The sequence below is a fragment of the Corynebacterium sp. LK2537 genome, from assembly GCF_040946485.1.
Lineage (GTDB): Bacteria > Actinomycetota > Actinomycetes > Mycobacteriales > Mycobacteriaceae > Corynebacterium.
The window spans coordinates 210,660-222,341 of the sequence record NZ_JAYWLQ010000004.1; the positions used below are offsets into that span (position 1 = coordinate 210,660).

The following is an 11,682-nucleotide window of genomic DNA, read 5'->3' on the forward strand; positions in this document are numbered from 1 at the left end:
TCAGTCCGCGGCCAACTCTTTTCCGCGGCCGCCGCGCCGGGGCGGCTAAGATGGGGCCCATGCGTACTCCGGAACAGCACCATGCGGAAGTCAAGCAATTGCTGGATGACTGCGGCGCGCTCCACCGCAGCCGGCACCACGAGGTAGCACTGAGAGAATCCTTGGGCGCCACGCTGGCGACGGACGTGGTCGCCGCCTATGACTCCCCCCGCTTCGATAATTCGCAGATGGATGGCTATGCCCTGCCCACCGCGGCGGGAGGGACCTTTACGGTCGGTGAGACCATCCCGGCCGGCACGGATCCGGATCGCTTCTACGCGGACGGCCTGGACGGCCAGGCCGCGCCCATCATGACCGGCGCGAAGGTCCCGCGCGGCACCGCCGCCATCGTGCCAGTAGAGCGCACCGAGCCGGCGGACTTTCTGGCTAAAGGTGAGACCGTCACGGCCCCGGCCGTGCCGGAGGGCCAGTTCGTGCGCGCCGCCGGCAGCGATATCTCCCGCGGCTCCACGCTGGTCACCGGCGGCACGCGCATCAACGCGGCGGTCATCGCCACCCTGGCGGGCCAGGACATCCCGACCCTCAACGTGGTCGCCCCGGCGCGGATCGTGATCTGCACCGGCGGGGCGGAGATCGGTAGCAGCAGCGCGGACCTGGCGGATCGCTCGGCCGCCATCCCGGACTCGAACGGGCCCATGCTCACGGCCCTGGCCGCGGAAGCCGGCATCGTCGTGGCCGGCCACGTGCGCACCGACGACGATCCGGACAAGCTGCGCCGCGACCTGGACACCGCCATCGCGGAGCTGCAGCCGGACGCCATCGTGACCTCCGGCGGCATCAGCGCCGGCAAGTTCGAGGTCGTGCGCCAGGTGCTGGAACCGCACGGCTGGTTTGGCTACGTCGACCAGCAGCCGGGCGGCCCGCAGGGGCTGGCCAAGCTTTCCGGGACGCCGGTCATCTGCCTGCCGGGCAACCCGATCTCCTCGCTGGTCAGCTTCCACCTCTACGTAGCCGACCTGCTGGGGACCACCCTGCCGGCCCTGCCCGCCCAGCTCGCGCACCCGGTGACCGGGCTGGACGACCGCGAGCGCTTCCTGCGCGGCCACATGACCATCGGGGCCGACGCCATCACCGCCAGCCAGGTCGGCGGGCCGGGTTCCCACCTGGTCGCGCAGGCCATCGGCGCCGACTGCCTCATCCGCATCCCCATCGCCGCGGAGCTGGACGCCGGCGCCCAAGTGACCATCTACCCGCTGTAATTCTTTGTAATTTTCCCCGAATGTGAAGGAATTGAAGGAGCTGCCATGACCCGCACTGGACTCGTCATCGTCGCCTCGACCCGCGCGGCCGCCGGGATTTACGAGGACCGCTCCGGCCCCATCGCCGTGGAGTTCCTGCGCCGCAAGGGCTTTGATACTCCCGACCCGGTGGTCGTCCCCGACGCCGAGATCGAGCAGGCCGTCGAGACCGCCTTCGCCGCCGGGCACTCCGTCATCCTGACCTCCGGCGGTACCGGCCTGAGCGCGGACGACCGCACCGTCGAGGCCGTCGCCAAGCACCTGGAGCGCGAGCTGCCCGGCATCCCCATGGCCTTCTGGCAGAAGGGCCTGGAATCCGTGCCCACAGCCCTGGCCTCCCGCGCGGTGGCCGGGGTGACCGGCACGACTTTCGCCATGACCCTGCCCGGTTCTACGGGAGGGGTGAAGGACGGTTGTTCAGTCCTGGAAGAATTAGTGGTTCCCCTGGTTGACATGCTAGAAGGGACACATGAGCACTAACGGGGATCCGGATTACGTCCACGCCCAGACCGGCAAGGTCCTGGGCGCTTTCCTGACGCAACAGCCCCTCGAAGAACTGGTCGGCCCCGCCCGCGAGGAGGTCCTGACCCCGGCGATGGGCGCGGCGGTGACCTTCGATGGCATCGTCCGCGATCACGACGGCGGCCAGCGGGTAAAACTGCTGACCTATTCCTCCCACCCCAGCGCCGATGCGGAGATCGCCCGCATCGCTGGCGAGGTCGCCGCCGCGCACCCGGCGGTGCGCCTGTGGACCGCCCACCGCACCGGGCCCCTCACGATCGGCGAGCTGGCCTTCGTGGTCATCGCGGCCTCGGCCCACCGCAAGGACTCCTTCGTCGCGGCCGCGGAGCTCGCCGACCGCGTGAAGGCCGAGGTTCCGATCTGGAAGGAACAGCTGCTGGACGACGACTCGGTGCAGTGGGTGGGAATCGAATGAGCACAGGGCAGCCCGGCGCGGATCCGCAGTTCAGCCCTGCGGAAGTCGCGCGCTACCGCCGCCAGCTCAGCCTGGCCGGCTTCGGCCGTGAGGCCCAGGCGCGGCTGCGCGCGGGGCACGTGGCCGTCATCGGCGCCGGCGGGTTGGGCTCGCCCGCCTTGTTGTACCTGGCCGGGGCCGGGGTCGGGCATATTACCGTCTTCGACGACGACACCGTCGGGGTATCCAACCTGCACCGCCAGGTCATCCACACCGACGCCGCGGCCCGCGCGAACGAGCCCAAGGCGGAGTCGGCCCGGCGGGCCATGCTCGCCCTCAACCCGACTGTCGAGGTCAACGCCGTCTCCGCGCGCCTGACAGCGGACAACGCCGAGAAGCTGCTGGCGGATGCCGACGTGGTCCTGGACGGATCCGACAACTTCGCCACCCGCTACCTGGCCTCCTACGCCTGCGCGCGGCGCGGCATCCCGCACGTGTGGGCCTCCATCCTCGGCTTCGACGCGCAGATGACCGTCTTCTGGGCCGGCCGCGGGCCCATCTACGAGGATCTCTTCCCCACCCCTCCGCCGGCCGGTTCGGTGCCCAGCTGTTCGCAGGCCGGCGTGCTGGGCCCGGTGGTCGGCACCGTCGGCTCCGCCATGGCGCTCGAGGCCCTCAAGCTGCTGACCGGCGTCGGGGCCCCGCTCATCGGCCGGCTCGGATACTTCTCCGCCCTCGACGGGATCTGGGAATACATCCCGGTAAACGGCGATCCTTCCGTCGCCGAGCGGGTCTGCGCGCACGGGCCGGTCACCGACGCCCCAGCCACGGAGGAGCCCACCGCCTCCTCGCCGGCGGCCTACCCGGACGTAGAAGAAACCGAGACCATCCCCGCCGGCGCGCTCGTGCTCGACGTGCGCAACCCGGACGAGGTCGCCACCTTCGCCCTCGACGGTTCGGTGAATTGTCCCCTGCCCCGCCTGCGCGAGGGCTATACCCCGCCCGAGGTGACCGCCGCCTTGGATAATGATCGGACCGTGGTGGTCCACTGCGCCGGCGGCGTCCGCTCGGCCGAGGCCGTGCACCTTTTCCACGAGCGCGGGCTTACCGGCCCGCTCTACTCGCTGCGCGGCGGGATTGATGCCTGGTTGGATTCGAAGGGCTAAGGAAAATATCGACCTTTGCCGCCCCGCGCGCACGTTTCCCCAGGTCGGGGTTCGGCGAAAAGGACAGAAGGCGATATTTTCCGAAGCCTTCGGCGGAGACGGCGGGATTTGAACCCGCGGTGAGTTTCCCCACGCTGGTTTTCAAGACCAGTGCATTCGGCCGCTCTGCCACGTCTCCATCTGCCGCCCGCAGGCGACATGCTCACCTTACCCGAGCGGGTCTCCGCTCCGGTAAAGCGGGGCCTTTGCTGCGGATTCTCTACCTGCGGAAGCTGGGGAAGTTTCGGTACCGTGGAAGGGCATGAAGGCAATCATTCAAAAAGATCCTGATACCCCACGCTCGCTCGAGCTCGCCGAGGTGGACCGGCCCGAGCTGCAGCCCGGCGAGGTGCTGCTCAAGGTCCACTACGCCGGCGTGAACCGCGCCGATATCCTGCAGACGCAGGGCAACTACCCGCCGCCGCCGGGTGCCTCGGAGCTGCTCGGCTTGGAGTGCGCCGGCACCATCGCGGACGCGGGCGACACCGATCTCGAGGTCGGCCAGGAGTTCGCCGCGCTGCTCGCCGGCGGCGCCTACGCGGAATACGTCGCGGTGCCGGCCGGTCAGCTGCTGCCCATCCCGGAGGGCTACAGCCTGGAGCACGCGGCCTCGGTCGTCGAGGTCGCCTGCACGGTGTGGTCGAACATCGCCATGGAGGCCGGCCTGCACGAGGGCCAGACCATCCTGATCCACGGCGGCGGGGGCGGCATCGGCACCTTCGCCATCCAGGTCGCCAAGGCGCTCGGCGCCCAGGTGGCGGTCACCGCCGGTTCGGCGGAGAAGCTGGAGGCCTGCCGGAAGCTCGGCGCGGATATCCTCATCAACTACCACGAGCAGGACTTCGCCGAAGAGCTCAAGAATTCCTGCGACGTCATCCTGGACATCATCGGCGCGAAGTACCTGAAGCAGAACATGAAGGCCCTGGCCAAGGACGGCCACATGGTCACCATCGGCTTGCAGGGCGGGACCAAGGAAGAGCTGAACATGGGCATCCTGGTAGCCAAGCGCCTGACCCTGCAGGGCACGACGCTGCGCGCGCGTTCCCTGGAGGACAAGGCGGCCATCGTGCGGGATACCGTGGACAACGTCTGGCCGTGGCTGGCAGACGGCACGGTGCGCCACCACTGGCACGCCACCTACCCGCTGGCCGAGGCCGCCGAGGCCCACGCGGCCCTGGATTCCGGCGAGGTCACCGGCACGCTGGTGCTGCAGGTCGCGGACTAATTAAGCCAGCGAGGCCACCACGCGCGTGAGGTGCTCCACGTCGCAGGCCGTGTTGAACGGCCCCAGGGCGACGGTGACGGCGCCGCCAATTTCGTCGGCGCCCATCTCGCTCAGCAGCGGGGTCGCCGGGGCCAGCGTGGTCACCAGGCGGTTATCAAAGAGCCGCTGGTGGACGGTCTCCGCGGGCACGCCGTTGACGGCGAAGCTCAGGCGCGGCAGGCGATCCTCCTTCGCGCCCGCGGCGGCTTCCCCGGTCACGCCCAGGATGTGGACGGCGGGCAGGGTGCCGAGGAACTGGTAGAGATCGTCGCGCAGCCCGTTCAGGTAGGGCTCGAGTAGCTCCATCGAGGCCGTCAGGCGGCGCCGCCGGGATCCGCGGCCGACGGCTTCGCCGCCCAGGGCGGCGAAGTGATCGATGAGCGGGCTGACCCCGCCAGCCAGGCCCGTGGACACGGGGGTCTCCAGCTTCGCCGCGCCGTGGCGGCCGGGGCTGAGCGCGTCGATCCGCTTGAACATGCGGGTGTCCCGGAAGACCAGGGCGGCGACCTGCGGACCGCCGAGCTTGCCCAGGTCGACGCCCAGGATGTCGGCGCCGAGCGCGTCGATATCCACCGGCCGGTAGCCCGCCGTGGCGGAGATGTCCACCAGGGTCCAGGCCCGGGAGCGGGTGTTGACCTTCTCGATGATTTCTGCCACCGGCGCCACCGTGCCCAGCAGCTCGTGGCCGGCGGCCAGGGAGACCAGGCGGGTCGAGCCGTCGACGAGATCGGCAAACTGGAAGGCCGGCATCTCCCCGGTCCCCAGGTCCGGCTGCGCCCAGCGCACCTGCGCGTCGACCTCCGTGAAGGCGGAGTAGAGCTCCGGCGGGTCCAGCTTGGACAGCACCACGGAGGAATTAGCGCGCAGCAGCGGCGCGATCGCCCGCGCCAGCGCCTGGTAGAGCACCGGCAGGTTGGCGCCGAGCACCACGCGGTCGGCGGTAGCGCCCACCAGGTCGGCCACGGCGGTGCGCGCGGAGTCGATATAGTACTGCCCCTCCAGGCGGCCGGGCTGCGGCGCTGCGGAGTGCGTGCCGGAGGGGATGTCCTGATCCGCCACCGAGGCGGAGGTGCGGAAAGCACGGGATACGCCCGCGATCACCTTTTCCGGGATTTGCGGCACGTCGTGTGCATTCAGATACGTCCAACCGCCCGACAAGCCGGTATATAGGCCGCGCACACTGGCGACATCGTACCGTGTGACCATGCGGTTCGAACCCTCCTTGGGTGGTTGTTGCGGGCGCGGCTTCGCGCCTTATGCCACCCCACTTTATACGCCACTTCACCACAATACTGAAATGCCCAGGATCGGCTATTCCGCTCTGTTATTAGGTATATATTCACCATCTTTATGCCGCCATTAGCTGCGCTGGAGGCGTGCGGAGCCGGCCGGTAATTTGGCCAGTTGTGCGTTAACTCTCGGGCGGCAAGACCCACTTTTGCCCTTCAGCGCGATAGGGTATTTCACGTGCAAGACGAAAATAAACTGCAGGAAGACGTAGCGCGCATGACGGCTACTCCGGACGGCGGCGCCCCGGAGTCGAAGTCCATGACGTTCAGCGCCGCTTTCGGCGATCTCATCCAAGGCGCCAAGCAGCGCGAACTGTGGTTCATGTTGGGCCTGCAGGACATCAAGCAGCGCTACCGCCGCTCGGTGCTGGGCCCGCTGTGGATCACCATCGCCACGGGCGTGATGGCCGCGGCGCTCGGCCTTTTGTACTCCATGCTGTTCCAGATCCCGGTCGCGGAGTTCCTCCCCCACGTCACCGTGGGCCTGATTATGTGGAACTTCATCTCCGGGGCCATCAAGGAAGGCTCCACCATCTTCATCGACAACGAGGGGCTCATCAAGCAGCTGCCCGCCCCGCTGTCGGTGCACGTCTACCGCCTGGTCTGGCGGCAGACGCTGTTTCTGGGCCACAACATGATCATCTGGCTGCTGCTCATCCTCATCTTCCCCCGCCACCTGGGCTGGGAGTTCTTCCTGTTCATCCCGGGCCTGTTCTTGCTGCTGGTCAACGGCGTGTGGGTAGCGATGTTCTTCGGCATTATTGCCACCCGCTTCCGCGACGTGGCCCCGCTGCTGGAGGCGCTGACCCAGCTGCTGTTCTACGTCACGCCGATCGTCTGGATGACCAACACCCTGAAGGACCAGGGCGGCGCCGTGGCGGACCGCGCCCGCATCGCGGAGATCAACCCGCTGTACCACTACCTGGAGGTCGTGCGCGCCCCGATGATCGGTGAGCCGGTGGCCGCCTACCACTGGTGGATCGTCATCGGCTGCACTATCGCCGGCCTGTTCATCGCCGGTCTGGCCATGCGCAAGTGGCGCTTCCGCGTGAGCTACTGGGTCTAGAAGGAGCACCAACTATGGTTTCTATCGATACTTACAACGCCTGCGTGGACTTCCCCATCTTCGACGCGAAGTCCCGCTCCCTAAAGAAGGCAGTGCTCTCCTCCGCCGGCGGCGCCATCGGCAAGAACTCGGACAACACCGTGGTGGTCGAGGCCCTCAAGGACATCAACCTGCACCTGCGGGAGGGCGACCGCGTCGGCCTGGTCGGCCACAACGGCGCCGGCAAGTCCACGCTGCTGCGCCTCCTGTCCGGCATCTACGAGCCCACCCGCGGCTCTTCCGACGTGCGCGGCCTCGTCGCGCCCGTCTTCGATCTGGGCGTGGGCATGGACCCGGAGGTCTCCGGCTACGACAACATCATCATCCGCGGCCTGTTCCTGGGCCAGACCATCAAGCAGATGAAAAAGAAGATGGACGAGATCGCGGAGTTCTCCGAGCTGGGCGACTACCTGTCCATGCCGCTGCGCACCTACTCCACCGGCATGCGCGTGCGCCTGGCCCTGGGCGTGGTCACCTCCATCGAGCCGGAGATCCTCCTGCTGGACGAGGGCATCGGCGCCGTCGATGCCGCCTTCATGGCCAAGGCCCGCGTCCGCTTGGAGGAGCTGGTCAAGCGCTCCGGCATCCTGGTCTTCGCGTCCCACTCCAACGACTTCTTGGCGCAGCTGTGCAACACCGCCCTGTGGATCGACCACGGCGAGATCCGCTCGGCCGGCGAGGTCGCCGACGTGGTGGCCGACTACGAAGGCCCCGAAGTGGGCGAATACGTCCGCGACCTGCGCAAGCGCTTCGAAAACGAGGACGCGCAATCCTAGTTCCGCTGGGTGTCAGTAGCCGGGCCGGCGCCCCGCCGGTGGCACAATAGAGCGCATGACTGCCACCTTGCATTCCTCCGGCACCACCGCCGCCGTCATCGTCACCCACCAGCGCGCCAAACTGCTGCGCCTTTCGCTGGATCAGGTGGTCAACCAGACCCACCCGGTCGACTGGGTGATCGTGGTGGACAACGGCGCGGAGGACGCCGTGCGCGACTCCCTCGAGGAACTGGCGGGCGAGCGCGCGGTCTACGTGCCCTCGGAGACCAACCTGGGCGGGGCCGGCGGCTTCGCGCTGGGCTTTTTGACCGCGCTATCCCTGGGCGCGGACGCCATCTGGTGCGCCGACGACGACGGCCGGCCGGCCGACCACTCCGTGCTGGAAACCCTCTACCGCGTGGCCGAGGCCCACCACCTGGCGGAGGTCTCCCCGGCGGTCTGCAACATCGACGACCCGCAGCGCCTGGCCTTCCCGCTGCGCCAGGGCCTGGTCTGGCGCCGCCGCCTGGACGAGCTGGAGGGCGACTTTTTGCCCGGCATCGCCAGCCTGTTCAACGGCGCGCTGCTCTCCGCCAAGGCGATGGAGGTCATCGGCGTGCCGGACTACCGTCTGTTCATCCGCGGCGACGAGGTCGAGTACCACCGCCGGCTGGTCGGCTCGGGCCTGCCCTTCGGCACCGCACTGAACTGCGCCTACCTGCACCCGGACGGCTCGGACGAGTTCAAGCCGATTTTGGGCGGGCGGATGCACACCCAGTACCCGGAAGGCGAGTTCAAGCGCTTTTTCACCTACCGCAACCGCGGCTACCTGCTGTGGCAGCGCGGCATGCGCAAGCTGCTGCCGCAGGAATTCGCCCGCTTCGGCTGGTTCTTCCTCATCCAGCGCCGCGACCCGGCCGGCTTCATCGAGTGGTTAAAGCTGCACAACCGCGGCCGCACCGAGGACTTCCGCCGGCCTAAGAATTAGCGTTAAAGCCCTAGTAGCTAGCGCCTAGTCCACCTCAAAGCTCTTGCGCGTGGAGCGGAAGATGATCCAGCGCTGGACCCAGAAGTTCACGAAGGTGGCCAGGCCCTGGGAGACGGCGTAGGCCACCACCAGCGCCGGGGTGGACGGCCAGTCGAGGTCGTGGTCGAGGAAGCCAAAGCCCCAGCGGTAGAGCGTGATGTTGACCAGGAAGGTCAGCGCGTAGGTGGCGGCCACCGCCAGCAGGCGCCGCAGGCTGGGGCGCGCGTTGAACGTCCACTTGCGGTTGAGCAGGTAGGCCGTGAGCGTGCCCACGACGAAGCCGACGGAGCGCGCCCCGGTCTCCCCCAGCACGCCGAGGGCGATCTGCAGCAGCCAGGTCAGACCCAAGTCCACGACCGCGGAGATGGCGCCGGTGATAATAAACTTGGTGGATTGGGCGCGCAGCGAGTTCGACTGGGACAACCGCCCCGCCATCTTCGATAGGTCTGCTTGCTCCGCCACTAGTTTCTCCGCTACTTGCCTACTTGAACACGAATACTCGCTGGACGACGAAGTTGGTCACCGTCGCCACGCCCTGGGCGATGACGAAGGCCACGGTGTTTTTGACCGCGCCGTCCAGGCCCAGCGCCATCAGCGGCGAGTTGAGCAGCCAGAACAACAGGTTTTGCACCGCGAAGGTGCAGCCATAGAGCACCGCCACCGTCGCGGCGGTGCGACCGGTCACCTGCGCGCCGAACGTCCAGCGCGCGTTCGCCATGTAGGCGGCGATGGTGCCGAAGACCCAGCCGATGGCCTTGGCCGCGGAGCGGTGCAGGCCGAGCGCGATTAGCAGCATGGTCAGCCCGTAGTCCAAGGCAGCGGTGAAAACGCCCACCGCGATGAAGCGCCCCAGCTGCTGTTTCAGGGATCCGCGTTGGACTTCGGTATTCTCCGGCATGTCATTCACGGGTCACTAGCCTACCGCCTGCGCCCCGCGGCCTTGATGATCAGCGCCGCAGCAGCGCGCGGTAGATATCCAGGCGCTCGACCGGGGAGGCCTTCTTCTCCCCCAGCCCGCCAATCTCCGCCAGGGCGCTCAGCGAGGCCTCGCACTCGTGGCGGGCCTGGTCGGCGGCGAGCTCGGAGCCGTCGTCATCGACCCAGCCCAGGGCGTTCATGGTGGTCTCGATGACGCTGTCGGTGACCTCGGGCCCGGACAGGCAGGCCAGCCCCAGCACCGTCGACCAGAAGGCGTCCTTGCCCTGGGAGGTCACCTCCCGCGGCAGGCTCGCCAGCACCCGCTGCGCCTGGGGGCTGATATCCCCCTCGCGCTCCAAGTCGAGCGCCTGCAGCAGCGGCACGAAATCATAAAGCCGGGTGCGCTCGACTATCTGGCGCACCTCGTCGGTGACCAGCTCCAGGACCTCGTCGATGGTGTCCTGCCCGGTCAGCGCCGCATTGACCGCGGTTAGGTTGAAGCTCGAGCCCGGGAAGGAACCCGATCCGCCCACGCACAGCGCCCGGGGCGATCCCGCGTCGCGCGGGTAAATATCGGCGACCACCAGGGAAAAGTCCCACAGCCCCCAGGTGTAGTCCACCTGCGAGCCCACGCGCCACAGGAACTCCGAGACCTGGTGGGTGGGATCGATGCGCTTGCCGCGGGCGTCGTGGTGCTCGAAGAAGTGCCAGGGCGAGTCCTCGTCCGGCAGGTCGAAGCAGACGGTGAGGACGTCGTGGAGGTCGTGGAAGGACAGGGCGTCGTTCAGCCCGATCTGGCGGTGGACCTCCGCGTCGGCGCGCACGTTGGAGACCTGGCAGATGACGGTCAGCGGCTCGCGCGCAAGGCGCACCAGCTGATCCCCGCGGCCGCGGGCGGCGCGGATATCGGTGACGCTGGCCATCTCTGACATAGGCCCCAGCGTAGCGCTTTCGCCGCTAGCTAACCGTTGCCCCAGTTGAGACGGACCTTAATCCGCGCGGCGGGCGATCTCCCGGGCCTCTGCCTCGCTGACCACGAAGGTCAACCCCGCCCCGATGGCCCCCAGCAGCGTCCACGGCTTGCTGACCCCGCGCTTGCGCAGCCAGCCGACCACCCGGCGGGTGACCGCGATGTCCAGCGCCGCGCCGAGGGCGAAGACCGCCACGCCGGCCACGATGGACCACGCGGGCAGGGTCGGGGCGTCGTCCGGGACCTGGCCGAACTCCTCGTCGTCTTCGTCCTGGGCGTTCAGGTAGCCCACCAGGCCCAAAAAGCCGGCGGCGGACAGGGCGTAGGCGCCGATGAGCACGGTGCGGTTTTTGATCCAGTCCGGGTAGGAAGTCACCACGCCGATGATCGCCGATTGGGCGATCCTTCCGGCGAGCGTGTCATCCAGGGCGTAGTTGTCAGTATTGTCTGCGCTGACCGTGGTTTCGGTCCGTTCGCGGTCGGTAGAAGTCATGACACCACTGTAGGCAGGGCTAGAATTGGGCGCATGTATTCTTCGGATCCGCAACACCTCACCCCGGCGCAGCAGGCGGCGAAAGACCAGACCCACGAAGACGACCACCGCCACGGCCACTTTCTGGCCACCGAGCACACCAACCTTCCCTTCGACGGGTTCATGACGCGGCTGATGGCCCAGGAGCTGCCGATGTTGGACTCGGCCTCCCGCACCCGGGTCATGGAGATCATCAAGGCCTACGACGGCCCGGTCATCTGCGCCCAGGAGGAGCTTCCCGCCGAGATCCGCGAGCTCATGGATCTCTAGGCTTCCTTCCCGAAAAGATAGAAACCGGGCACAAATAATACGGTTGTACTGCCCGTTTTGTTCCGAATATCACGAACTCGCCGCGCTGGCTTTCACACCTATACCGATCGGCACTAGGTAGGCTAGGGCATTG

Annotated in this window: 14 protein-coding genes and 1 tRNA gene; 9 read left to right on the forward strand and 6 right to left on the reverse strand. The window is 67.8% G+C overall.

Translation table 11 applies throughout. From position 1 onward, the window contains the following. The first annotated feature begins 59 nt into the window (after positions 1-59). From VVS03_RS07140 to VVS03_RS07155, 4 genes are read left to right on the forward strand one after another with little or no spacing between them, the layout of a single operon-like run. A complete protein-coding gene (locus VVS03_RS07140; protein ID WP_368534644.1) occupies positions 60-1,259 on the forward strand; it encodes a molybdopterin molybdotransferase MoeA in 1,200 nt (399 codons plus the stop codon). 45 nt (positions 1,260-1,304) lie between these two features. Next, the gene (locus VVS03_RS07145) at positions 1,305-1,778 is read left to right on the forward strand and encodes a MogA/MoaB family molybdenum cofactor biosynthesis protein (RefSeq protein ID WP_368521457.1); all 474 of its coding nucleotides are present in this window, start codon (positions 1,305-1,307) and stop codon (positions 1,776-1,778) included. Continuing rightward, complete coding sequence (locus VVS03_RS07150) at positions 1,768-2,235, forward strand: molybdenum cofactor biosynthesis protein MoaE (RefSeq protein ID WP_368521456.1); 468 nt, start codon at positions 1,768-1,770, stop codon at positions 2,233-2,235. Before VVS03_RS07145 ends, VVS03_RS07150 begins: the two co-directional genes overlap by 11 nt. After that, positions 2,232-3,380: a ThiF family adenylyltransferase gene (locus tag VVS03_RS07155; RefSeq protein WP_368520536.1), complete on the forward strand. Its 1,149-nt coding sequence runs from the start codon at positions 2,232-2,234 to the stop codon at positions 3,378-3,380. Before VVS03_RS07150 ends, VVS03_RS07155 begins: the two co-directional genes overlap by 4 nt. A gap of 93 nt (positions 3,381-3,473) precedes the next feature. Here the strand turns inward: VVS03_RS07155 and VVS03_RS07160 are convergent. After that, positions 3,474-3,558: transfer RNA gene (locus VVS03_RS07160), tRNA-Ser, on the reverse strand. A 123-nt stretch (positions 3,559-3,681) separates the two neighbouring features. On the opposite strand from VVS03_RS07160, the gene VVS03_RS07165 reads away from it, so the two are divergent. Beyond that, complete coding sequence (locus tag VVS03_RS07165) at positions 3,682-4,644, forward strand: NAD(P)H-quinone oxidoreductase (RefSeq protein ID WP_368520537.1); 963 nt, start codon at positions 3,682-3,684, stop codon at positions 4,642-4,644. Here VVS03_RS07165 and VVS03_RS07170 read toward each other — a convergent pair whose 3' ends face one another. Next, a complete protein-coding gene (locus tag VVS03_RS07170) occupies positions 4,645-5,889 on the reverse strand; it encodes an aminotransferase class V-fold PLP-dependent enzyme (RefSeq protein WP_368520538.1) in 1,245 nt (414 codons plus the stop codon). A 300-nt stretch (positions 5,890-6,189) separates the two neighbouring features. Here VVS03_RS07170 and VVS03_RS07175 point away from each other — a divergent pair, with 300 nt between their 5' ends. Genes VVS03_RS07175 through VVS03_RS07185 form a run of 3 tightly spaced genes read left to right on the forward strand, consistent with a single transcriptional unit; the run spans position 6,190 to position 8,820 of the window. After that, positions 6,190-7,038, forward strand: coding sequence for an ABC transporter permease (locus VVS03_RS07175; RefSeq protein WP_409338202.1), 849 nt, complete (start codon positions 6,190-6,192; stop codon positions 7,036-7,038). A gap of 14 nt (positions 7,039-7,052) precedes the next feature. After that, complete coding sequence (locus tag VVS03_RS07180) at positions 7,053-7,853, forward strand: ABC transporter ATP-binding protein (protein ID WP_290224192.1); 801 nt, start codon at positions 7,053-7,055, stop codon at positions 7,851-7,853. Positions 7,854-7,908: 55 nt separating this feature from the next. Beyond that, positions 7,909-8,820, forward strand: a complete 912-nt coding sequence (locus tag VVS03_RS07185; RefSeq protein WP_368521455.1) for a glycosyltransferase — start codon at positions 7,909-7,911, stop codon at positions 8,818-8,820. Between the two features lie 24 nt (positions 8,821-8,844). On the opposite strand, the gene VVS03_RS07190 is transcribed toward VVS03_RS07185, so the two are convergent. Genes VVS03_RS07190 through VVS03_RS07205 form a run of 4 tightly spaced genes read right to left on the reverse strand, consistent with a single transcriptional unit; the run spans position 8,845 to position 11,240 of the window. Next, positions 8,845-9,321 (reverse strand): GtrA family protein, encoded by a 477-nt coding sequence (locus tag VVS03_RS07190; protein ID WP_409338199.1) that lies wholly within the window; start codon positions 9,319-9,321, stop codon positions 8,845-8,847. Between the two features lie 19 nt (positions 9,322-9,340). Then, on the reverse strand, positions 9,341-9,757 hold the full coding sequence (locus VVS03_RS07195) for a GtrA family protein (protein ID WP_368520597.1): 417 nt from the start codon (positions 9,755-9,757) through the stop codon (positions 9,341-9,343). A gap of 49 nt (positions 9,758-9,806) precedes the next feature. After that, the gene (locus VVS03_RS07200; protein ID WP_409338200.1) at positions 9,807-10,709 is read right to left on the reverse strand and encodes a hypothetical protein; all 903 of its coding nucleotides are present in this window, start codon (positions 10,707-10,709) and stop codon (positions 9,807-9,809) included. 57 nt (positions 10,710-10,766) lie between these two features. Then, positions 10,767-11,240, reverse strand: a complete 474-nt coding sequence (locus VVS03_RS07205) for a hypothetical protein (protein ID WP_368520541.1) — start codon at positions 11,238-11,240, stop codon at positions 10,767-10,769. Positions 11,241-11,273: 33 nt separating this feature from the next. Between VVS03_RS07205 and VVS03_RS07210 the strand changes: the two genes are divergently transcribed. Beyond that, positions 11,274-11,549 (forward strand): hypothetical protein, encoded by a 276-nt coding sequence (locus VVS03_RS07210; RefSeq protein ID WP_368520542.1) that lies wholly within the window; start codon positions 11,274-11,276, stop codon positions 11,547-11,549. Positions 11,550-11,682: the final 133 nt, after the last annotated feature.

Bases quoted from the DNA above. Each gene is read 5' to 3' on its own strand.
- VVS03_RS07140 (WP_368534644.1), top strand. From the start codon at position 60: ATGCGTACTCCGGAACAGCACCATGCGGAAGTCAAGCAATTGCTGGAT.
- VVS03_RS07145 (WP_368521457.1), top strand. From the start codon at position 1,305: ATGACCCGCACTGGACTCGTCATCGTCGCCTCGACCCGCGCGGCCGCC.
- VVS03_RS07150 (WP_368521456.1), top strand. From the start codon at position 1,768: ATGAGCACTAACGGGGATCCGGATTACGTCCACGCCCAGACCGGCAAG.
- VVS03_RS07155 (WP_368520536.1), top strand. From the start codon at position 2,232: ATGAGCACAGGGCAGCCCGGCGCGGATCCGCAGTTCAGCCCTGCGGAA.
- VVS03_RS07165 (WP_368520537.1), top strand. From the start codon at position 3,682: ATGAAGGCAATCATTCAAAAAGATCCTGATACCCCACGCTCGCTCGAG.
- VVS03_RS07170 (WP_368520538.1), bottom strand. From the start codon at position 5,889: ATGGTCACACGGTACGATGTCGCCAGTGTGCGCGGCCTATATACCGGC.
- VVS03_RS07175 (WP_409338202.1), top strand. From the start codon at position 6,190: ATGACGGCTACTCCGGACGGCGGCGCCCCGGAGTCGAAGTCCATGACG.
- VVS03_RS07180 (WP_290224192.1), top strand. From the start codon at position 7,053: ATGGTTTCTATCGATACTTACAACGCCTGCGTGGACTTCCCCATCTTC.
- VVS03_RS07185 (WP_368521455.1), top strand. From the start codon at position 7,909: ATGACTGCCACCTTGCATTCCTCCGGCACCACCGCCGCCGTCATCGTC.
- VVS03_RS07195 (WP_368520597.1), bottom strand. From the start codon at position 9,757: ATGCCGGAGAATACCGAAGTCCAACGCGGATCCCTGAAACAGCAGCTG.
- VVS03_RS07200 (WP_409338200.1), bottom strand. From the start codon at position 10,709: ATGTCAGAGATGGCCAGCGTCACCGATATCCGCGCCGCCCGCGGCCGC.
- VVS03_RS07205 (WP_368520541.1), bottom strand. From the start codon at position 11,240: ATGACTTCTACCGACCGCGAACGGACCGAAACCACGGTCAGCGCAGAC.
- VVS03_RS07210 (WP_368520542.1), top strand. From the start codon at position 11,274: ATGTATTCTTCGGATCCGCAACACCTCACCCCGGCGCAGCAGGCGGCG.